This is a genomic window from Bifidobacterium sp. LH_413 (genome assembly GCF_056357015.1).
Genome location: NZ_JBKEVK010000002.1, coordinates 170206 through 190413 on the forward strand (window position 1 = coordinate 170206; position 20208 = coordinate 190413).

The following is a 20208-nucleotide window of genomic DNA, read 5'->3' on the forward strand; positions in this document are numbered from 1 at the left end:
CGGCATACTACTGGAACAAAAAATGGGGCGGGTCATATGACCCGCCCCTGACAGAAAAAATCTGCCGAGCAATCAAAGCGGCTAACATGTCCGCTCTTATTGGGAATTAGCACCGCCTACTATACCCGCATCCCCATGGGACACGCAACGGGGGCTCCACCCGACTTGCTCGGCTTATGAATCACCGACCGGTGCCGCCGTAGACCACGGCTTCCACCTTGTCGGCGTCGAGGCCGTAGGCGGTGTGGAGGGCCTTGACGGCCTCGTTGAGCTGGTCGAGCGGCACGAGCGCGGCGATGCGGATCTCAGAGGTGGAGATCATCAGCACGTTGATGCCCTTGTCGCTCAGCGCCTGGAAGAACTTGGCGGCGAGACCCGAGTGGGTCTTCATGCCGACGCCGACGACCGCGACCTTGCCGACGTTCGGATCGACGTCGAAGGACTTGTAGTCGAGCGCCTCATGCGCGTCGAGCAGCGCGCTTTCAACGGCCTTGACGGAGGCCTCCGGCACGGTGAAGGAGATGTCGGCGGTGCCGGCGGAGGAGCCGGCCTGCACGATCATGTCCACATTGATGCCGGCGGCGGCCAGCTCGGTGAACACCTTCGCGGCCATGCCCGGCTCGTTCGGCACGCCGCGCACGGTGGCGAGCGCCTCGCTGCGGTCGTGCGCGATGCCGGAGATGACCGGAGCCTCCGGTCCGAGGTCGGGGAACAGGTCGCCCATCGATTTGTTGTCGTTGTTCTCGCTCATGGTGATGATGTCGCTTTCGGTTTCGTTACGTTTCGTTGCGTTACTGTTCGATCTGTTCAATCGTGATGTCGCGTCGCGTCAGTCGATGTTCGGCAGGCTGCGCGGGTCGACGCCCTCGGGCACGACGAGCGTGCCGGGACGGTGCGAGAAGGAGGAGCGCACGTGCAGCGGCATGTTGAATCGCTGCGCGTATTCGACGCAGCGCAGCGCGAGTACCTTCGAGCCGCACGACGCCATTTCGAGAATCGCGTCGTAGCCGGCGTACGGGATGCGTCGCGCGGTGGGCACGATGCGCGGGTCGGCGGTGAAGATGCCGTCCACGTCGGTGTAGATCTCGCAGATGTCGGCGCCGAGCGCGACGGCGAGCGCGACGGCGGACGTGTCGGAGCCGCCGCGGCCGAGCGTGGTCGCGTCGCCCTTCGCGTTGATGCCCTGGAAGCCGGCGACGATGGCGACGTCGCCGAGGGAGAGCGCGTTCTTCACGCGGTCCGGCTTGACGGCTTTGATGTGGGCGGCACCGTAGCGGGCGTCGGTGAAGAAGCCGGCCTGCTGTCCGGTGAACGAGTGGGCGCGGCTGCCTTCCGCGTGGATGGCCATGGCGAGCAGGCTCATGGAGATGCGTTCGCCGGCGGTCATCAGCATGTCCATCTCGCGCTCCGGCGGGTTGGAGTCGATGCTCAGCGCCTGATCGATGAGATCGTCGGTGGTGTCGCCCATCGCGGAGACGACCACGGCGACCTTGTTGCCTTTTTTCTTCGTTTCGACGACGCGCTTGGCCACACGTTTGATCGAATCGGTATCGGCGACCGACGAGCCGCCGTACTTCTGCACGATGAGAGCCACTGCTATCCAATCTTCTTCCGCTGCCTCCCGCCCTCTCGTGGGACGGGAGCGTTTGCCGCATATGCTACGTAAACGCAATGATTATAAGGAGCGGCGTGAACCGCCCGCGAACCCACACCACCATGCGGACACGCGGGGATTGCCGGCATTCCGGGCCGCGCGCCGGCCTCCGAGAGCCCCGACACGGGCGTCGTCGGCGTATCCCATGGGGATTGCCATGGTGTTCCAAGGTTTTCGCATCGTTGCGTTGAGGTTCGCGCGGTTATATGTAATCACCGGCGAACGGAAGCCCGAACCGATGAAGTCCATCATCGGAGGCTGGCGAAAGCGGACCGGCGAGGACGTTTCCCTTCTTCCCGTCCCCATAACGATAACTGAACACCTTCTTTCTTCTTCCTCTCTCCTTCGCGAAAGGCCCGGCCCCCATCGGCCGGGCCTTTCGTTTTGTGTGGGGTCCGTGTTGGCCGCTTTTCGAACACCCCCTCAGTCGCGCTTTGCGCGACAGCTCCCCCTGGAGGGGGAGCAGGGAAGGTGCGGTCCCATTGTGGTTATCCACCATAGATATGGCGCATGGGAGGGTTGTCCACAACTAGATGTGGGAGAACGGGTGGTTATCCACCGGGTTGTCCACAATCCGCCGCCGCCACGCCGCGACACGCCGAATGACGCTGTGGATAAGAAAAAGTTATCCACATTTTCGGCCGGTTTTGGCGGTGGAAATCCACTGAGTTATCCACACTATGGGGATAACTTGGTGGATAACTTGGGGATAACGTGTGGATTACTTTCCCACCCATGGACACCGACTTGCGCGACACGTAACACCGTGGTAACAGCATCGGAATCGCGTATGAACGGGCGGTGAACGGGGCTGCGCCACGCCGGCGAAGCCGGCTACTACCCCTCAGTCGGCTACGCCGACAGCTCCCCTGGCAAGGGGAGCCGGGAGGCTGGAATCCCCTCGACTACAGTGGACGGGCGGAAACGACCGACGACGAGCAGGAGCACGAGATGACCACCGACACCGGCAACTCCGAAACCTCCCCGCTCCCGGACACCCGCCGTACTACCGCGCGAATCGCGGCGCTGGCGATTCCGACGTTCGGGCAGCTCATCGCCGAACCCGCGTTCATCCTCATCGACACGGCCATCGTCGGCCATCTCGGCGAGGCCTCGCTCGCCGGCCTGTCCATCGGATCGACGATCGTCCTCACCACCGTCGGACTGTGCGTGTTCCTCGCCTACGGCACCACCTCGCAGGTGGCGCGGCTCATCGGCGCGGGCCGCCGGCGCGAAGGCCTCGAAGCCGGCATCGACGGCATGTGGCTGGCGCTCGGCATCGGCGTCGTCGTATCCGTCATCCTGTTCCTCGCGGACCGGCCGCTGTGCGCGGCGCTCGGCGCGGAAGGCCCCGTCCTCGACGAGGCGGAACGCTATCTCGACGCGATCGTCTTCGGCCTGCCGGGCATGCTGCTCGTCTACGCGGCGAACGGCATCTTCCGCGGACTCCAGAAAGTCCGCATCACCCTGATCGCCGCCATCGCCGGCGCGATCGTCAACACGCTGCTGGACATCCTGTTCGTCATCGCGCTCGGCTGGGGCATCGCCGGTTCCGGCGCGGCCACGCTCATCGCGCAATGGTTCATGGGAATCTTCCTCACCGTACCCGCGATCCTGTGGTCGCGCGCGGAAGGCGCGTCCGTGCGCCCGCGGCTCGCCGGCATCGCGCACAGCGCGGGAGACGGAGTGCCGCTGTTCCTGCGCACGCTCGCCCTGCGCGCATGCCTCGTCGCGACCGTCATGCTCGCCGCGCGCATGGGCGTGACCGTGCTCGCCGCATACCAGGCGGTCAACGCGACGTGGAATTTCGTGCTCAACATGCTTGACGCGATCGGCATCGCCGGCCAGGCGCTCGTCGCCGCGGAACTCGGCGCGCGACGTCGCGCCGGTGCGCGCGCGACGACCGCCGCGGCCGCGCGCGCCGGCGCCGTCGCGGGCGCGACGATCGGTGCCGGCATGATCGCGGTCGGCTTCGCCGCCGCTCCCCTGTTCTCGCCGGACGCGGCCGTCCAGTCGCTGATCGTCGTCGGCATGGTCACGCAGGGCGTGTTCCTGCCGTTGTGCGGATGGATGTGGGCGCTCGACGGCATCCTCATCGGCGCCGGCGACTACCGCTATCTGGCCGCGACGTGCGGCGCGACCGCCGTCGCGTACCTGCTCGCGCTCGCCTGCGTCGGCGCGCTCGCCGGCACGGCGGCGTTCGACGCGCCGGCCGCGCGCATGGTCGCGTTGTGGGCGGTGCTGAACGTCGTGTTCATCGGATTGCGCGCGACGTTCAACGGGATTCGCGCGCACGGCGACGCGTGGATGGGTGATTGAGCGGGCCGCCGCAAGATAAAGACGAGTTCACGTCCTTGATTGTCACGGTCCCATCCACGACCGTCACGACTCGCTCCTTGGTTCTCCACGGTATTCCGTGGCAAAACATGGAAGGAACCGTGACGGACGGGGATTGAAAGGTGACGGCGGCGGAGGGAACCGGGACAAACGGGACTACAGGTGATAGCGGGTGGCGGCGACCATCTGCTTGACGAGGGTCTCGCGCCACGTGCTCCAGCCGTATTTCTTCGTGATGGCCTCCTCGGAGGTCGCGCCGAGCGAGGAGCCGTCGGCGCGCGTCAGATCGTAGAGCATGTCGAGCAGCATCGGATCGTGGCGCAGACGGTTCGCGAGGTCGGAGCCGGTGTTCGGATCGTTCGGATTGCGGCCGGTCGCGAACTCGCTCAACGTGAGATGCTCGCGCACCAGCAGCGTCGCCATGCGGATCGTGTCCGCGTCATAGCCCATGCGCTTCAGGATCACCGGCGCGTGGCGCGCGCCCTCCGCCGCATGGTCGGCGACGCCGGAACGCTTGCCGATGTCGTGCAGGATGCCGGCGAGCAGCAGCGCGGTGTAGTGCGCGTCATCGTATTGCGGCGCGCTGGAGCCCGCGCCGCCGGTCACGACGCCCGCGGACCTGCCTTCGCGGTCCGCGATTGACGGGAATCCGATGTCGCGCGTGAGACGCGAGACGACCTCCACCGAGTGACGGTCGATCGTGTAGCGGTGCGCCGCCGACACCGACGGACGATTGCGGATGCCCAGCCATTCCGGCATCCACTTGCCCGGGATGTCGGCGAAATCGATCTCCTCCCACACGCGGATCAGCTCCGGACCGGACGCGAGCAATCGCACGAACAGGTCACGCGTCGTCGCATCCCACTGATTGCTGTGGATCGGGCATCGACGCAGATTCTCCAACGTGCCCGGATTGATCGGCAGCTTGCGGCGCGCCGAGGCGAGCGCGACGCGCAGCGCGAGCGAGGCGTCGCGCGACGGATCGGCGCCGGGCGCGAGCACGATCTCATGTTCGTGGACGGCCACGCCGGGCGCGACCTTCTCGAACTTCGGCGCCTCGCGGTGGCCGCCCGCACGCTGCGACATCATCTGGAAGAACGCGAACCGGGGCTTCTCGTGCGTGAGCGAATGCTCGGCGCGGGAGGCGGTCGAGTCGAGCGAGAACGCGATGCGCCGGCCGATGCGCGCGAGCAGCGTCTGCATGTCGTCGATCGACTTCGCCTCGCGCTCGCCGCCCGCGGGCAGGGTCGGATCGGCGAGGCCGAGCATCGCGGCGACCTTGTCCTGATACGGGGTGAGCAGCAGGTTCGTGTCCTTGTTCGCGACCAGGTGGATGCAATCGCGCACGTCGAGCAGCCGGTCGACCGCGTCGTCGTAGGCGCCGTGCGGGCGGTCGGCGAGCCAGGAGACGGCGAGCGCGGAGACGAGCACCGAGTCGCGCAGGCCGCCGCGCGCCTCCTTGATGTCCGGCTGGTTGATGTATTGGAGGCGGCCGAACTCGTCGAGGCGGCTCGTGGCGGAGGCGAGCAGTTCGGGCAGGCGTTTGCGCGCGGCCTTGCGCCAGCGTTCGAGAATCGAATCGGCGGTGGTTTTGATGAGGTCGATGTCGCCGGCGACGGGCTCCACGTCGAGCCATCCCATCGCGGCGGGCAGGTCATGGTCGGTCACGGATTCGCATTGTTGGCGGGTGCGCACCGAATGGTCGAGGTCGAGGCCGGAATCCCACAGCGGGTACCAGAGCTTGTTGGCGAGTTCGTTGAGTTTCTGGTCGTTCAGGGCGTGGGAGTCGTAGATGAGGACGAGGTCGAGGTCGGAGCTGGGGCCGATCTGGCCGCGGGCGAGCGAGCCGACGGCGGCAAGGCCGATGCCGTGGTCCGGCACGTCGAAGTCGACGTTCGCCTTCGCCTCGTCCCACAGGCGCGTGAGGCAGTCCATCGCCAGTTCGGTGCGGGCCCTGCGTTTCGCCGCGCCGTCGCGGTAGACGCCGTCCGCGTCCGGCTGGCTCATCGCCATGAATCGTTGCTTCAAACCATCGACCGCCGATGCCATTTCGCGTGTGCTCCTTGTTTGTTCTTCTTGCCCCCCCCGACGAAGAAGGTGGCCGCCGAAGGCGGACGGAGGGAGGTCACTCCCCCACCCGCTGCGCGGGAGCCCCCTCGTCAGAGGGGGCCGATGAGGTAAGAAAAGGTCCCCGCACGGCTTGGGGGCTGCGTGCGGGGACCTCTTGTCTCTTTGATGGCCCGACCCATCCCGGCGATCGGTGAACGATATGCGCCGGGCGGGAGGGACGTCTGCTATCAGATCGCGGCGGAGCCGGACTCGCCGGTGCGCACGCGCGTCACCGAGTCGAGCGGGGCGACCCAGACCTTGCCGTCGCCGATCGTGCCGGTGCCGGCGGCCTTGACGATCACGCCGACGAGCGTCTCGGCGTCGGCGTCGTCGGACAGGACCTCGACGCGGATCTTCGGAATCAGGTCGACGGTGTACTCGGCGCCACGGTAGACCTCGGTGTGTCCGCGCTGACGGCCGTAGCCGTTCGCTTCGGAGACGGTCAGACCGTGCACGCCGGCGGCCGCGAGGGCCTCCTTGACGTCGTCGAGCTTATGGGGCTGAATGATTGCGGTGATGAGCTTCATCTCACCTCACCTCCTTGAGGACGGAGCTGGCGGTACCAGCAAAATCGTAGGCACGTTCACCCTGGTCGGCAAGGTCGATGCCGCCGACTTCCTGGGCTTCGGTGACGCGCCAGCCGACGGTCTTCTCCAGCGCGAAGGCGATGATGCCGGTGATCACGGCGGAGTAGACGATGGCGCACAGCGCGATGAGGATCTGGACGACGAGCTGCTTCCAGTCGCCGCCGGCGAACAGGCCCGTGCCCTCGCCGAAGAAGCCGATGAGGACGGTGCCGGTGAAGCCGCCCACGCCGTGGACGCCGACGACATCGAGGGAATCATCGTAGCCGAGCTTGAACTTCAGGCCGCAGGCGAGGCAGGTGAGCACGCCGGCGATCGCGCCGAGGACGATGGCCCACAGCGGGGAGACGACATCGGCGGCCGGAGTGATGGCGACCAGGCCGGCGACCATACCGGAGGCGGCGCCCATCGCGGTGTAGTGGCCGGAGCGGATCTTCTCGGTGAAGCCCCAGGAGAGCATGGCGGCTGCGGTCGCGGCGGAGGTGGACACCCAGGCGTAGCCGGCGGTGCCGTTCGCGGCGAACGCGGAACCGGCGTTGAAGCCGAACCAGCCGAACCACAGCAGGAAGGCGCCGAGCATCACGAACGGGACGTTGTGCGGACGGAACGGCTGCACGGCGAAGCCCTTGCGCTTGCCGATGATGAGGACGATCACCAAGGCGGCGACTGCGGCGTTGATGTGGACGACGGTACCGCCTGCGAAATCGTGGGCGGCGGCGCCGATGGCGGTGGAGATCGCGCCGGAGCCGGACAGCAGGCCGCCGTTCCAGACCATGTGGGCCATCGGGGCGTAGTCGAACGTGACCCACAGCGCGACGAAGATCATCCACGTGCTGTACTTGACGCGTTCGGCGATGGCGCCGCAGATCAGGCCGACGGTGATCATCGCGAACGCGACCTGGAAGGCGACGTCCACGGACACCGGGTAGTTGTTGGAGTTCAGGCCGGTCGTGGTGAACACGCCGTCCTTGGCGACCATCGAATCCTTCAGCAGGAAGCCGGAGGCCGGATCGCCGAAGATGCCGGCGACGTCGGTGCCGGCGTAGGCGATGGACCAGCCCCACAGGGTCCAGATGATCATCGTGACCGACAGCGCGGCCGCCTCAAGCATGAACATGTTCAGCACGGCCTTCGCGCGGACCATGCCACCGTAGAAGAACGCCACGCCCGGCGTCATGAGGAAAACCAGGGACGCGGAAGTCAATATCCATGCGGTGTTTCCGGAATCCATGTCTACCTCCCTCTCTTTCACATCTTTCGCCCCGCTTCTCGGGCGGGGCCATTCGTTCTTTCGTCGTCCCCCCAGCGGGGGCTAACGGTTCGATAGTGAACGCCCGGATGGTTTTCGTTTCGTTACGGCAGGTTACGCGCTTGTTAATCGCGGTGGCGATGCGGGGTGCGTTCGCGTTGATTCCTCGGGGATTTCGCGGGGATTCGGCGAGGACGGATCGAAACGTGACGAAAACGCAAAGGTCCCGGACCATGTTCCATGACATGATCCGGGACCGTGGTCGCCTCCCTCGTCAGAGGGAGGCACGGGGGTCAGGCGAGGATGCCGTCGACGAAGCCTTCCGGGTCGAAGGGGGCGAGGTCGTCGGGGCCTTCGCCGAGGCCGACGAGCTTGACGGGCACGCCGAGCTCCTTCTGCACGCTGATCACGATGCCGCCCTTGGCGGAACCGTCGAGCTTGGAGAGCACGACGCCGGTGATGCCGATCGCCTCGGCGAACACCTTCGCCTGGGTCATGCCGTTCTGGCCGGTGGTCGCGTCGAGCACGAGCAGCACCTCGTCCACGGGAAGGTTCTTCTCGGTGACGCGGCGGATCTTGCCGAGCTCGTCCATCAGGTTCGCCTTGTTCTGGAGACGGCCGGCCGTATCGATGATGAGCACGTCGGCATCCAGCTCCTTGGCCTTGGCGCTCGCCTCGAACGCGACGGACGCCGGGTCGGCGCCGTCCTTGTCGGAGCGGACGACCGGCACGTCGACCTTCGCGCCCCACGTTTCGAGCTGATCGGCGGCGGCGGCGCGGAACGTGTCGGCCGCGCCGAGCACGACGCTCTTGCCTTCGGAGACGAACAGGCGGGCAAGCTTGCCGGCGGTCGTGGTCTTGCCGGTGCCGTTGACGCCCACCATGATGATGACGCCCGGACGGTTCGCGCCCGGCTTGTCCGCGTTGAGGCGGCGGTCCGTATCGCGGCCGACCAGGTCGAGCAGCTTCTCCTTCAGGGCGGCGCGTACCTCGGCCGGATCGGCCTTGCCGGTGACACGCGCGTCGGTGCGCAACTCGTCGACGAGCTGTTCGGAGGCTTCGGCGCCGACGTCGGCGAGCAGGAGCGTGTCCTCGACGTCCTCCCAATCGGATTCGGAGAGGTTGTCCTTCGCGAGGATGTCGAACAGCGCCTTGCCGAACGGGTTGCTCGACTTGGCGAGCTTCGCCTTGAGCCGGGCGAGACGCCCGCCCACCGACTCCGGCTTCTCCGCCTTCGGCGCCGGCTCCGGTTCAGGTGCCGGCGCAACCTCCGCCGCCGGCTCCGGCTCCTCGTTCTCGCCCCCGCTGGCGGGGGCTGCCGGCGCAGCCGACTGGGGGTGGTCCGCGGATTCAGGTTCGGGAGCCTTCTTTTCCTCCCCCTTCAGGGGGAGGTGGCGCTCCGCGCCGGAGGGGGTTTCCGAAGCAGCCTCCGGCAGATCGCGGCGCGCCTCCCGCTCCTCGATCGTCTTGTCAAGATCGCGCTTGCGCGACTTGGAGAACCAGACTGCCAACAAAATCAGGACAATCGCGACTACGGCGACGCCGACCATGGCCAATGTATTGCTATCCATGACCCCCAGTCTAACGACGGCCGTCACCCACGCCGGCACGTCCCGCGACGGCGGCTAAGCTAAGGGGCATGGCCAATTCCTCACGCATGACGTCGTATCAGCGACGCGAACAGCTCATCCGCATCGGACGATCCCTCTTCGCATCGAAAGGATTCGAATCGGTGAGCGTCGAGGAGATCGCCAGCACCGCGAAGGTCTCCAAACCGATCGTCTACGAGCATTTCGGCGGCAAGGAAGGCCTGTACGCGGTGATCGTCGACCGCGAGATGCAGGCGCTCACCGCCGCACTCACCGCCGCACTCGACGACCCGGACATGCATCCGCGCCAAATCGTCGAACGCACGGCGCTCGCGCTGCTTACCTACATCGAGGAGAACGCGGAAGGGTTCCAGGTGCTGTCGCGCGACTCGCCGAGCACCGACCCGTCCGGATCGTTCAGCTCGCTGCTCGGCGACATCTCGATGCGCGTCGAGGACCTGCTCATCGCCGCGTTCAAACGGCAGAAACTCTCCCCCAAAGGCGTGCCGTACTACGCGCAGATGCTCGTCGGCATGACCGTGTTCACCGGACAATACTGGGCGGACCGGCCGAAAGTCAGCAAGGAGCAGCTCGCCGCATACATCGTCGATCTCGCATGGCACGGACTGAGCCGACTCGACTCGAAACCGAAGCTCATCTTCGAAGGCAAATCCGCGAAAACCGCGAAATCACGGAAAACCACGCGACCGGACACGCGACCGGACGACGGCTCGGCGCGAACGCCGCAGTCGTCCGTTCCGCAGGAACCGGACGACGCGGCGGATGGCGGCGACGCCGGAACCGGCGCGACGCACGTGGCGTGACGGAACATGAACCGGATGTGCAGGATATGCGCATAAGTCCCGTCCGAGTGGGCCCGGTGCTAGGGTGAGGCGTTGAACCGAACAAACCAGATGTGATTTCGAGGATCGTGACTATGACGCAACCGGCATCGACGACGGCCGACGGACAGGCCGCCACCGGCAAGACGCTCACCTTCGTGGTGCCCTCCTACAACATGGAGGAGTATCTGGAGCGCTGCGTGCTGTCGCTCACGGCGGCGCGGCGCAACGACGACATCGAGGTGCTCATCGTCGACGACGGATCCAAGGATTCCACGCTGGAGGTGGCGCGCACGTTCGAACGCCGCTTCCCCGGCATCGTGCGCGCCATCCACCAGGAGAACAAAGGCCACGGCGGCGCGGTGAACACGGGCATCGCGGCGGCGCGCGGCACGTACGTGAAGGTCGTGGACGCGGACGACTGGGTGGGCCCGGACTCGCTCGAAGAGGTGATGGCCGCGCTGCGCGACGAGATCGCGGGCGGCGACCCGGTCGACATGCTCGTCACCAACTACGTGTACGACAAGGTCGGCAAGCGCCGCAAGCACGTGGTCAACTTCCGTCATGCGATGAAGGCCGGCGAGCGCCTCACGTGGGACGACATGGGGCATTTCGGGCTCGCCGAGTACATCCTCATGCACGCGCTGATCTTCCGCACGTCCGTGGTGCGCGCGTCCGGCATGCGGCTGCCCGAGCACACGTTCTACGTCGATTTCATCTACGCGTACCAGCCGTTCCCGTGGGTGAAGTCGCTGCGCTACCTGGACACGCCGTTCTACCACTACTTCATCGGACGCGACGGGCAGAGCGTGCAGACCGACGTGATGATCCGACGCGTCGACCAGCTGATCCACGTCAACCAGTGCATGGTCGAGGCGACGCCGGAACGCGGGACCGTGCCGGACGGGCTGTACCGGTACATGATCCACTTCCTCGCAATCGAAAGCTCGGTGGCGAGCGTGTTCCTGATCCTCTCGCGCGATCCGGAGAACTATGCGAAGAAGAAGCGGCTGTGGGCCGGAATCAAGACGTATTCGCCGTCGATCTACCACGACGTGCGCCGCAAGCCGATGTCGCGGGCGCTGAACCTGCATGGGTCGGCGGGCAGGTCCGTGATCCGGTGGGGATACCGCGTGGCGGAACGCGTGGTCGGGTTCAACTGATTGGGGTCGGCTGACCGGGGGCGGCCGCACCGGAACGCCACAGGATTCCCATGATTTTCCCAGCATTTGCACACAACACGTTGAAGAGGCGGGGGTTTACTGGGAATCACGGTTGAAAAGCCGCGATAACTGAATCCCTTCTTCTCTCTTCTCTCTCAAGCCCGGTCTTCCCACCGGGCTTTCTCTTTGCCCTGTGTCTTGCCCCTGCCTCACTTGTGTCCCGCCCGCGCCTCGCTCACGAGCAGGCCAACGTAGCCGACGGACACGGAAACCGGCGGCGCAGGGTTGCAATGTCCGCGCGGCGTGTGTATTTTAGAAACGTTGCCCCTCTAGCTCAACGGTTAGAGCAGCGTCCTTTTAAGTCGTGGGTTGTGGGTTCGAATCCCACGGGGGGCACCGCTGGCAAGCCCCGAAACCAATGATTTCAACGGTTCCGGGGCTTTCGCATATCCGCCGCGATTCGGTAGCGGCCGGAGACCTGCACCCAGATTAGGGACCACCCCCAGTCGGCATAGCCAACAGCCCCCGCCAGCGGGGGCGAGCGCACCCGGCAACCGCCTCCACCTGCGCATTCTCCAGCTGCCGCACCCACCACACCGCACCTACTACAGTGGGCAGCATGTCTTGCACCACACTTCTTGTAGGAAAAGCGGCCAGCATCGACGGATCGACGATCATCGCGCGCGATGACGACTCCGGTTCGGGCCGCTACGATCCGAAACGACTCGTCACCGTCAACCCCAAGGACCAGCCGCGCCATTACCGCGCCGTCCTCTCCCACGTCGAGATCGATCTGACGGACGCCGGCGAACCATGCCGGTACACGATCGCCCCGAACGTGCTCAACAATCGCGGCATCCTCGCCGAGGCGGGCGCGAGCGAGCGCAACGTGGCGATGAGCGCCACGGAGACGATCGCGGTGAACGAACGCGTGCTCGCCGCCGATCCGCTGGTCGAACTGCGCCCGGCCCAGGGCGAGCCGACCAATCCGGACGGCACGTCCAACCCGGACTACCGCCCCGAGCAGCCGGGCGGCATCGGCGAGGAGGACATCATCACGCTCGTCCTGCCGTACGTGCACACGGCGCGCGAGGGCGTCCAGCGCCTCGGCGAACTGCTCGAGCAATACGGCACGTACGAGTCGAACGGCGTGATCATCTCCGATGTGGATGAGATCTGGTACGTGGAGACGATCGGCGGCCATCATTGGATCGCCCGCCGCGTGCCCGACGACTGCTATGCGACCATCCCGAACCAGCTGGGCATCGACGACTTCGATCTGAAGGACGCGTTCGGCCCGCAGCGCGAGTACCTGTGCAGCGCCGACCTGCGCGAGTGGATGGCCGCGCACCGCCTCGACCGCACGATGCCGGCGCACACGTCCGCGGTGCCCACGCGCGGCGCGGGCCTCGGCGCGGCGCGCGGCGTGGTCGGCTTCGCGGCGGACGGCTCGGTGGAGACGCCGGACCGCTTCAACCCGCGCACCGCGTTCGGCACGTCCACGGCGAAGGACCACATCTACAACACGCCGCGCGCCTGGTACATGCAGCGCTGCCTCAACCCGAGCGAGGACTGGGATTCCCCGGCCGCCCGCTACACGCCCACATCCGACGACATCCCGTGGTGCCGCGTGCCGGAGAACAAGATCACGATCGAGGACGTCGACCGCATCCTCGCCTCGCATTTCGAAGGCACGCCGTACGACCCGTACGGCACGCTCGGCACGCCGGAGTCGCGTCACCGCTACCGTCCGATCGGTGTCAACCGCACCGGCCACATGGTCGCGATCCAGGTGCGCCCGTACGTGCCGGAATCGGCGCGCGCCGTCATGTGGACGTCGTTCGGTTCCGGCCCGTTCACGACGGTCGCGCCGTTCTACGCGAACGTGCGCGACACGCCCGTCTATCTGCGCGACACAACGCCGATCGTCTCGACCGGCAACCTGTACTGGACGAACCGTCTCATCGCGGTGATCGCCGACGCCCACTTCTACGAGACGAACAATCTGGTGGAGGGATATGCGGAAGGCGTGCGCGCGTACGGCCATCGTCTGGTCGACGAGACGGACGCGACGGTCACGGCGCAGGTCGCGGGCGGGCGCGGCGGAGCCGACGCCGCCGACGCGACCGCCGCCGAGCGCGCGGACGACGCGACGATCGCGGCGACGCTGGAAGCCGCGAACGAGCGGATGGCCGGCTACCTGCGCGAGCACACGACGACGCTGCTCAATGACGTGCTCTACACGTCCAGCAATCTGATGCACAACGCGTTCGCGATGTCCGATCGCTGGGCGTGAGCCGCACAATTCCGTAACAGCCCGGAAAAAGACCTCCCATACCGTTCATAGGTTGAAACCGTTCGTAATCTGAACGAGACAATGAGATGAGACGAGATGAGGGAGGACACGCATGCGTACAGCACGAGGCGACTCCGGGCTGACCGCCGGGCTGCGGGCCCGTCTGCGGGCGCTGACGGCACTGGTCGCGGCGCTGCTCGCCGCGGTGATGATGGTCGCCGGACTGTCGGCGTCGCCGGCGCTCGCCGCCGACGGCACGGAGGCCGGCGACACGACCAAGAGCATGTCGACCGTGGACGACGCGACGCGCGCGCTCGCAAAGAAGGCGAAGGGCAAGACCTACACAATCGCCACCGACACCACGTTCGCGCCGTTCGAATTCCGCGAGAACGGCAAAATGGTCGGCATCGACATGGATCTGGTCAACAAGATCGCCGCGTCGCAGGGATTCAAGGTCACGATCCAGTCGCTCGGCTTCAACGCGGCGCTGCAGGCGTTGAGCTCGAACCAGGCGGACGCGGTGATCGCCGGCATGTCGATCACCGACGAACGCAAGCAGGTGTACGACTTCTCCGACCCGTACTTCCAGTCCGGCGTGCAGATGGCCATCGCGAAGAGCGATGATGCCGTCAAGGGCTACGCGGACCTCAAGGGCAAGACCGTCACCGCGAAGACCGGTTCCGAAGGTGAGGCCTACGCGAAGTCCATCGCGAAGAAGTACGGCTTCAGCATCAAGTCGGTCGACCAGTCGGCCACGATGTACGAGATGGTGAAGGCCGGCAACGCGGCCGCCGTGTTCGACGACTACCCGGTGCTCGCCTACGGCATCTCGCAGAACAACGGCCTCAAGACCGTGACGCCGAAGGTGCCGCGGGGCTACTACGGCTTCGCCGTCAACAAGGGCCAGAGCGCCGAGCTGCTGGCCGCGTTCAACGTGGGATTGAAGGAGCTCAAGGACTCCGGCGAATACGACAAAATCCTCGTCAAGTACCTGGGCGCGAACGCCTCGACGGACGCGGACACGAACAGCGTGAAGACGGTGGAGCGCGTGAGCTTCTGGCAGCTGGCCGTGCAGTCGCTGCCCGCGCTCATGCAGGGCCTGAAGAACACGATGATCATCACCGCGCTCTCGTTCATCGTGGCGCTGCTGCTCGGCCTCGGCTTCGGACTGATGCGCGTGGGCCGCAACAAGGCGCTCGCGTGGATCTCCCGCGCCTACGTGGCCGTGTTCCGCGGCACCCCGGTGCTCGTGTGGGCGTTCTTCTTCTACTTCGGCGTGCCGCAGCTCGTCGGCCACGCCATTCCGAACTGGATCTGGTTCTCCGGCCTGTTCACGCTGTCGCTCAACTCGGGCGCGTACCTGACGGAGATCATCCGCGGCGCGATCCAGTCGGTCGACCCCGGCCAGGCGGAGGGCGCGCGTTCGCTCGGCCTCACCTACGCGCAGACGATGCGCAGGGTAATCCTGCCGCAGGCCGTGAAAATCGGCACGCCGGCCGTCATCAACCAGCTGGTCATCCTGCTCAAGGATTCCTCGCTGCTGCTCACCATCGGCTTCGCCGACCTGCTCTACCAGGCGCAGCAGCTGTACGCGGCGAACTTCCGCGTCACCGAGACGCTGCTCATGGTGGGCGTCATCTACTTCGTGGCCATCACGCTGCTGACCTGGCTCGCGAACATCGCCGATAGGAGGTTGAACAAGTAATGGCTGCATCGACTGAGAACACGGCGAACGAGTTCGTCGTCGACGTGCGCGACCTGCACAAGAGCTACGGCGGCACCGAGGTCATCAAGGGCGTCGACTTCCAGGTACGCAAGGGCGAGGTCGTGTGCATCATCGGCCCGTCCGGCGCCGGCAAATCCACGCTGCTGCGCTGCCTGAACGGACTGGAGACGCCCACGTCGGGCACGGTGGTCGTCAACGGCCACGACCTCGGCGCGAAGGACACGAACATCGACGAGGTGCGCGAGCAGATCGGCATGGTGTTCCAGCACTTCAACCTGTTCCCCAACATGACCGTCGCCGAGAACATCATGCTCGCGCCGACGCTCGTGCACAAGATGCCGAAGGACGAGGCCCGCGCGCTCGCGAAGAAACTGCTCGCGCAGGTCGGCCTCGCCGAGAAGATCGACGCGCGTCCCGCGTCCCTGTCCGGCGGCCAGAAGCAGCGCGTGGCGATCGCCCGCGCGCTCGCGATGAACCCGGACATCATGCTGTTCGACGAGGCGACGAGCGCGCTCGACCCGGAGATGGTCGGCGACGTGCTCGAGGTGATCCGCGGGCTCGCCGAGGAGGGCATGACGATGATCCTCGTGACGCACGAGATGGGCTTCGCGCGCGAGGTCTCCAGCCGCGTGGTGTTCACCCACGGCGGCGTGATCGACGAGCAGGGCACGCCGGATGAGATCTTCAACCATCCGAAGAGCGAGCGCCTGCGGTCGTTCCTGTCGAAGGTGCTGTAGCGCCGTAGACGTTACGACCGGCCACCCGGCCGGCGCGAAAGCCGCTGTAGCCCACCCGGATACCCACTCGGATAGTGGTGCAGCTCACGGGCCCACTATCCGAACATTTCCCTTAGCCGTCGGCGATACCCCGCCGACGGCTATTACTCTTATTGGTATGAGTGGGAATACCAATTGGACCAATCCGTTGCGCGATCCGCGCGACCTGCGCCTGCCGCGCATCGCGGGCCCGTGCAGTCTGGTCATCTTCGGCGTGACCGGCGATCTGGCGCAGAAAAAGCTGCTGCCCGCCGTCTACGATCTGGCCAACCGCGGACTGCTGCCGCCGAGCTTCGGCCTGACCGGCTTCGCGCGCCGCGACTGGACGCAGGAGCATTTCATCGAATTCGTCAAGACCGCCGTCAAGGCGCGCTGCCGCACGCCGTTCAAGGAGTCGACGTGGAACAACCTCGCGGCCGGCATCCGGTTCGTGCAGGGCACGTTCGACGATCCGGAGGCGTTCGAGCGCTTGAGCGCCACCGTGCAGGAGCTCGACCGCGACCGCGGCACGCGCGGTAACCACGCGTTCTACATGTCGGTGCCGCCGAGTGCGTTCCCGATCGTCTCCAAGCAGCTGGCCGCGTCCGGACTGTCGCGCTCCTCCGAAGGCGCGTGGCGACGCGTCATCATCGAGAAGCCGTTCGGCCATGACCTCGCCAGCGCGAAGGAGCTCGACCGCGTCGTCTCCGAAGTGTTCGACCCGAGCTCCGTGTTCCGCATCGACCACTACCTTGGCAAGGAGACCGTGCAGAACCTGCTGGCCCTGCGCTTCGCCAACGCGATGTACGAGCCGGTGTGGAACGCGAACTACGTGGACCACGTGCAGATCACGATGGCCGAGGACATCGGCATCGGCGGCCGCGCCGGCTACTACGACGGCATCGGTGCCGCACGCGACGTGATCCAGAACCATCTGCTCCAGCTCATGGCCCTCACCGCCATGGAGGAGCCGGTGAGCTTCACCGCGAAGGACCTGACGGCCGAGAAGACCAAGGTGCTTTCCGCCGTGCGCCTGCCCAAGGACCTCGCCGCCAACACGGCCCGCGGCCAGTACGCGAAGGGCTGGCAGGGTTCGCACGAGGTCGTCGGCTACCTGGACGAGAAGGGCATCGACCCGAAGTCCACCACCGAGACGTACGCGGCGATCCGCCTCGACATCGACACGCGCCGCTGGGCGGGCGTGCCGTTCTACCTCAGGACCGGCAAACGTCTCGGCAAGCGCGTCACCGAGATCGCCGTCGTGTTCAAGCGCGCCCCGCACCTGCCGTTCGAACAGACCGCCGTGCGCGAACTCGGCAAGAACGCGATCGTGATCCGCGTGCAGCCGGACGAGGGCGTGACGATGCGCTTCGGCGCGAAGGTGCCGGGCGGCACCACGATGGAGGTCCGTGACGTGAACATGGACTTCAGCTACGGCCGCTCGTTCACCGAGAACTCGCCGGAAGCCTACGAACGACTGATCCTCGACGTGCTGCTCGGCGACCCGCCGCTGTTCCCCACCACCGAGGAAGTGAACCTGAGCTGGAAGATTCTCGACCCGATCGAGGAGTTCTGGTCGACGCTCGGCCAGCCGCAGCCGTACCGCGCGGGCACGTGGGGCCCGGCCGAGGCCGATGAGATGCTGGCGCGCGAAGGCCGCCATTGGAGGATGCCATGATCATCGATATGCCGAACACCCGCACGCGCGAAATCGCGCACAAGATCGACGAGCTGCACGAGGAGCGCGGCGAATCGGCGACCGGCCGCGTGCTCACGCTGCTCATCGCCACCGACGAAGGCGAACTCGAGCATGCGCTCGAAGTCGCCAACGCGGCGAGCCGCGAGCACCCGTGCCGCGTCATCGCGATCGTGCCGGACACGTCGCGCCGCGACGGCGACACCGACGGCGCGGACGGCGGCGCGAAGGCGATGGAGAAGACCGACAACCCGGCCATCGACCTGACCGACGGCCCCGCGGAATCGAACCTCAACGCGCAGGTGCGCTTCGGCGCGGACGCCGGCGCGGGCGAGATCATCATCCTGCGCCCCCGCAACGGGCTCATCAACCATCCGGACACGCTCGTCATCCCGCTGCTCGTGCCGGACGTGCCGGTCGTCGCATGGTGGCCGACCACGCCGCCGTCCAACCCGGCGAAGGACCTGATGGGCGCGATGGCACGCAGCCGCATCACCGATGCGCTGCGCTCCAACAATCCGGAAGCGACGATCGAACGTCTGCGCCGCAGCTGGACGCCGGAGGACATCGACCTGTCGTGGACGCGCCTGACCGTGTGGCGCGGACTGCTCGCCTCGATGCTCGACCAGCCGCCGCACCTGCCGGTCACGGCGGTGAAGGTGACGGGACCGCGCGAATTCCTGCCGATGGACCTGCTGTGCGCGTGGCTGCGACTCACGCTCGACGTGCCGGTCGACGTGGAATACGTCGACGGCGCGACGGCGGTGACCGGCGTGGCGTTCACGCGCGCGGACGGCGTCGTGTCGCTGGAACGCCCGCACGAGGACCAGGCCGTGATCTCGATGCCGGGGCAGGCGCCGCAGGCGATCTCCGTGCCGCCGCGCACGATCGAGGACTGCCTGACCGAGGAACTGCGCCGCATCGACCCGGACGAGATCTACGCCGACGTCATCAACGAAGGCTGGGACCTGATTCGTCACTAAGGAGTTTCACATGGCAAGTCGCACACTCGTCGTCTATCCGGACAAAGACGTGATGATCAAGGCCGGAGCGACCCGTCTCGTGCTGGCGCTGCTCGACGCGCTGGACGAACGTCTGCCGGACGGCTCGCGCCGCACGCGCGTCGACGTGGCGCTCTCCGGCGGCTCGGCCGCGCAGCCGCTCGGACTGATTGCGACCGACGCTTCGATCGCCGCGCTGGCCACGTCGATCGACTGGTCGCGCGTGCACTTCTGGTTCAGCGACGAACGCTTCGTCGCCGCCGACTCCCCCGACCGCAACGCGGTCGAGGCGCGCCGACTGCTGCTCGACGGGCTCGTGGCGTCCGGGAAGCTGCCCGAGGCGAACATCCACGAGATGCCGGCGGACACGCGTCCGGCCGCGGAGATCGCGAAGGTGACGCGCGATGCGGACAGTCCCGACGAGTTCGTGCGTTCCGCCGCCGACGTGGAGAACGAGGCGCTCGTGGACGCCGCCGCACGCGTCTACGCGGACGAATTGGTTCGTGGGATGGGCCCGAAACCGGTGTTCGACCTGATGATTCTCGGCATGGGACCTGACGGGCATTACGCCTCGCTGTTCCCGGCCTCCTCGGGGCACGCGGAGGTGCAGGTGCGCGACCGGCTCACGGTCGGTGTGACCCACTCCCCCAAGATGCCGCCGCTGCGCGTCTCCCTGACCGCGCCGTTGATCGCGCGCTCCCGCCATACGTGGTTCTTCGCGGCCGGAGCGGGCAAGGCGGAGTCGCTGGCGCACGTGTTCGCCGCAGGCGGCGAAGTACCAAGTGGTGACGTCGTGCCGAAGGGAGACCCGGAATACCCGTCTTCGTTCGCTTACGGTGTGGACGAGTTCACCTGGTTCACCACCGAGGAGACGGTGACGAAGCTGTAGCCTCAGGGAGCTTCTCGGGGGCTACTCGGGGAAGCTTCGGGGCTGCTCTCCGAAGCTTCGAGGCTTCCTTCCGAGTCTCCGGGGCTTCCGAGTCTCCGAGTCTTCCCCGTTCCCCTGGTTTCCCTTCCGAGTCTCCCCGTCTTTCCAAGCGCAAGTAATCCCGGAAATAGACGGCTTCGTCCGGGAATCGTTGCACTGACTCCAGCTCAACGCAATGATTCCCGGAAAACAGCCCCGTTCTCCGGGATTTGTTGTACCGAGACGATATCAGCGCAAGTAATCCCGGAAATAGACGGCTTCGTCCGGGATTTGTTGCAC

The 20208-nt window shown here is 66.4% G+C and carries 14 protein-coding genes, 1 tRNA gene and 1 pseudogene; 10 read left to right on the plus strand and 6 right to left on the minus strand.

Going from position 1 to position 20208, the window contains the following annotated elements; all coding sequences use genetic code 11:
* Positions 1-181 precede the first annotated feature (181 nt).
* Both AC1AYN_RS05030 and AC1AYN_RS05035 read right to left on the minus strand, forming a co-directional pair.
* Positions 182-751, minus strand: a complete 570-nt coding sequence (locus AC1AYN_RS05030) for an ACT domain-containing protein (protein ID WP_476502978.1) — start codon at positions 749-751, stop codon at positions 182-184.
* Positions 752-829: 78 nt separating this feature from the next.
* Positions 830-1594 (minus strand): aspartate kinase, encoded by a 765-nt coding sequence (locus tag AC1AYN_RS05035; RefSeq protein WP_163197055.1) that lies wholly within the window; start codon positions 1592-1594, stop codon positions 830-832.
* Between the two features lie 1011 nt (positions 1595-2605).
* On the opposite strand from AC1AYN_RS05035, the gene AC1AYN_RS05040 reads away from it, so the two are divergent.
* Positions 2606-3973: an MATE family efflux transporter gene (locus AC1AYN_RS05040; RefSeq protein ID WP_476532408.1), complete on the plus strand. Its 1368-nt coding sequence runs from the start codon at positions 2606-2608 to the stop codon at positions 3971-3973.
* A gap of 174 nt (positions 3974-4147) precedes the next feature.
* On the opposite strand, the gene AC1AYN_RS05045 is transcribed toward AC1AYN_RS05040, so the two are convergent.
* The 4 genes and pseudogenes from AC1AYN_RS05045 to ftsY all read right to left on the minus strand — a co-directional run.
* A complete protein-coding gene (locus tag AC1AYN_RS05045) occupies positions 4148-6040 on the minus strand; it encodes a nucleotidyltransferase domain-containing protein (RefSeq protein WP_476532409.1) in 1893 nt (630 codons plus the stop codon).
* Between the two features lie 248 nt (positions 6041-6288).
* Positions 6289-6627 carry a P-II family nitrogen regulator gene (locus AC1AYN_RS05050; RefSeq protein WP_034529718.1) on the minus strand — a complete coding sequence of 113 codons (339 nt, stop codon included), beginning with the start codon at positions 6625-6627 and terminating at the stop codon, positions 6289-6291.
* A 1-nt stretch (position 6628) separates the two neighbouring features.
* Positions 6629-7915, minus strand: a complete 1287-nt coding sequence (locus AC1AYN_RS05055; RefSeq protein WP_476502981.1) for an ammonium transporter — start codon at positions 7913-7915, stop codon at positions 6629-6631.
* 311 nt (positions 7916-8226) lie between these two features.
* Positions 8227-9225: pseudogene (ftsY, locus tag AC1AYN_RS05060) on the minus strand (signal recognition particle-docking protein FtsY); the annotation flags it as partial.
* 365 nt (positions 9226-9590) lie between these two features.
* On the opposite strand from ftsY, the gene AC1AYN_RS05065 reads away from it, so the two are divergent.
* The 9 genes from AC1AYN_RS05065 (at position 9591) to AC1AYN_RS05105 (ending at position 19890) form a co-directional block, all read left to right on the plus strand.
* The gene (locus tag AC1AYN_RS05065; protein ID WP_476532584.1) at positions 9591-10346 is read left to right on the plus strand and encodes a TetR/AcrR family transcriptional regulator; all 756 of its coding nucleotides are present in this window, start codon (positions 9591-9593) and stop codon (positions 10344-10346) included.
* Between the two features lie 113 nt (positions 10347-10459).
* Positions 10460-11527 (plus strand): glycosyltransferase family 2 protein, encoded by a 1068-nt coding sequence (locus AC1AYN_RS05070; protein ID WP_476532410.1) that lies wholly within the window; start codon positions 10460-10462, stop codon positions 11525-11527.
* Between the two features lie 323 nt (positions 11528-11850).
* A tRNA-Lys gene (locus AC1AYN_RS05075) sits at positions 11851-11923 on the plus strand.
* A 223-nt stretch (positions 11924-12146) separates the two neighbouring features.
* Positions 12147-13823: a C69 family dipeptidase gene (locus tag AC1AYN_RS05080; RefSeq protein ID WP_476532411.1), complete on the plus strand. Its 1677-nt coding sequence runs from the start codon at positions 12147-12149 to the stop codon at positions 13821-13823.
* A 112-nt stretch (positions 13824-13935) separates the two neighbouring features.
* Positions 13936-15528, plus strand: a complete 1593-nt coding sequence (locus tag AC1AYN_RS05085; protein WP_476532412.1) for an amino acid ABC transporter substrate-binding protein/permease — start codon at positions 13936-13938, stop codon at positions 15526-15528.
* The gene (locus AC1AYN_RS05090; protein WP_034529733.1) at positions 15528-16286 is read left to right on the plus strand and encodes an amino acid ABC transporter ATP-binding protein; all 759 of its coding nucleotides are present in this window, start codon (positions 15528-15530) and stop codon (positions 16284-16286) included. The genes AC1AYN_RS05085 and AC1AYN_RS05090 overlap by 1 nt, the downstream gene beginning before the upstream one ends.
* A 157-nt stretch (positions 16287-16443) precedes the next feature.
* Positions 16444-17982: a glucose-6-phosphate dehydrogenase gene (gene zwf / locus AC1AYN_RS05095; RefSeq protein ID WP_034529736.1), complete on the plus strand. Its 1539-nt coding sequence runs from the start codon at positions 16444-16446 to the stop codon at positions 17980-17982.
* Positions 17979-18983 (plus strand): glucose-6-phosphate dehydrogenase assembly protein OpcA, encoded by a 1005-nt coding sequence (locus AC1AYN_RS05100; protein WP_476532413.1) that lies wholly within the window; start codon positions 17979-17981, stop codon positions 18981-18983. Before zwf ends, AC1AYN_RS05100 begins: the two co-directional genes overlap by 4 nt.
* Positions 18984-18993: 10 nt before the next feature.
* The gene (locus AC1AYN_RS05105) at positions 18994-19890 is read left to right on the plus strand and encodes a 6-phosphogluconolactonase (RefSeq protein WP_476532414.1); all 897 of its coding nucleotides are present in this window, start codon (positions 18994-18996) and stop codon (positions 19888-19890) included.
* The last annotated feature ends 318 nt before the right edge of the window (positions 19891-20208 follow it).

Coding starts and splice junctions, on each gene's coding strand:
- AC1AYN_RS05030 (WP_476502978.1), bottom strand. CDS start 751: ATGAGCGAGAACAACGACAACAAATCGATGGGCGACCTGTTCCCCGAC.
- AC1AYN_RS05040 (WP_476532408.1), top strand. CDS start 2,606: ATGACCACCGACACCGGCAACTCCGAAACCTCCCCGCTCCCGGACACC.
- AC1AYN_RS05045 (WP_476532409.1), bottom strand. CDS start 6,040: ATGGCATCGGCGGTCGATGGTTTGAAGCAACGATTCATGGCGATGAGC.
- AC1AYN_RS05050 (WP_034529718.1), bottom strand. CDS start 6,627: ATGAAGCTCATCACCGCAATCATTCAGCCCCATAAGCTCGACGACGTC.
- AC1AYN_RS05055 (WP_476502981.1), bottom strand. CDS start 7,915: ATGGATTCCGGAAACACCGCATGGATATTGACTTCCGCGTCCCTGGTT.
- AC1AYN_RS05065 (WP_476532584.1), top strand. CDS start 9,591: ATGACGTCGTATCAGCGACGCGAACAGCTCATCCGCATCGGACGATCC.
- AC1AYN_RS05070 (WP_476532410.1), top strand. CDS start 10,460: ATGACGCAACCGGCATCGACGACGGCCGACGGACAGGCCGCCACCGGC.
- AC1AYN_RS05080 (WP_476532411.1), top strand. CDS start 12,147: ATGTCTTGCACCACACTTCTTGTAGGAAAAGCGGCCAGCATCGACGGA.
- AC1AYN_RS05085 (WP_476532412.1), top strand. CDS start 13,936: ATGCGTACAGCACGAGGCGACTCCGGGCTGACCGCCGGGCTGCGGGCC.
- AC1AYN_RS05090 (WP_034529733.1), top strand. CDS start 15,528: ATGGCTGCATCGACTGAGAACACGGCGAACGAGTTCGTCGTCGACGTG.
- zwf (WP_034529736.1), top strand. CDS start 16,444: ATGAGTGGGAATACCAATTGGACCAATCCGTTGCGCGATCCGCGCGAC.
- AC1AYN_RS05100 (WP_476532413.1), top strand. CDS start 17,979: ATGATCATCGATATGCCGAACACCCGCACGCGCGAAATCGCGCACAAG.
- AC1AYN_RS05105 (WP_476532414.1), top strand. CDS start 18,994: ATGGCAAGTCGCACACTCGTCGTCTATCCGGACAAAGACGTGATGATC.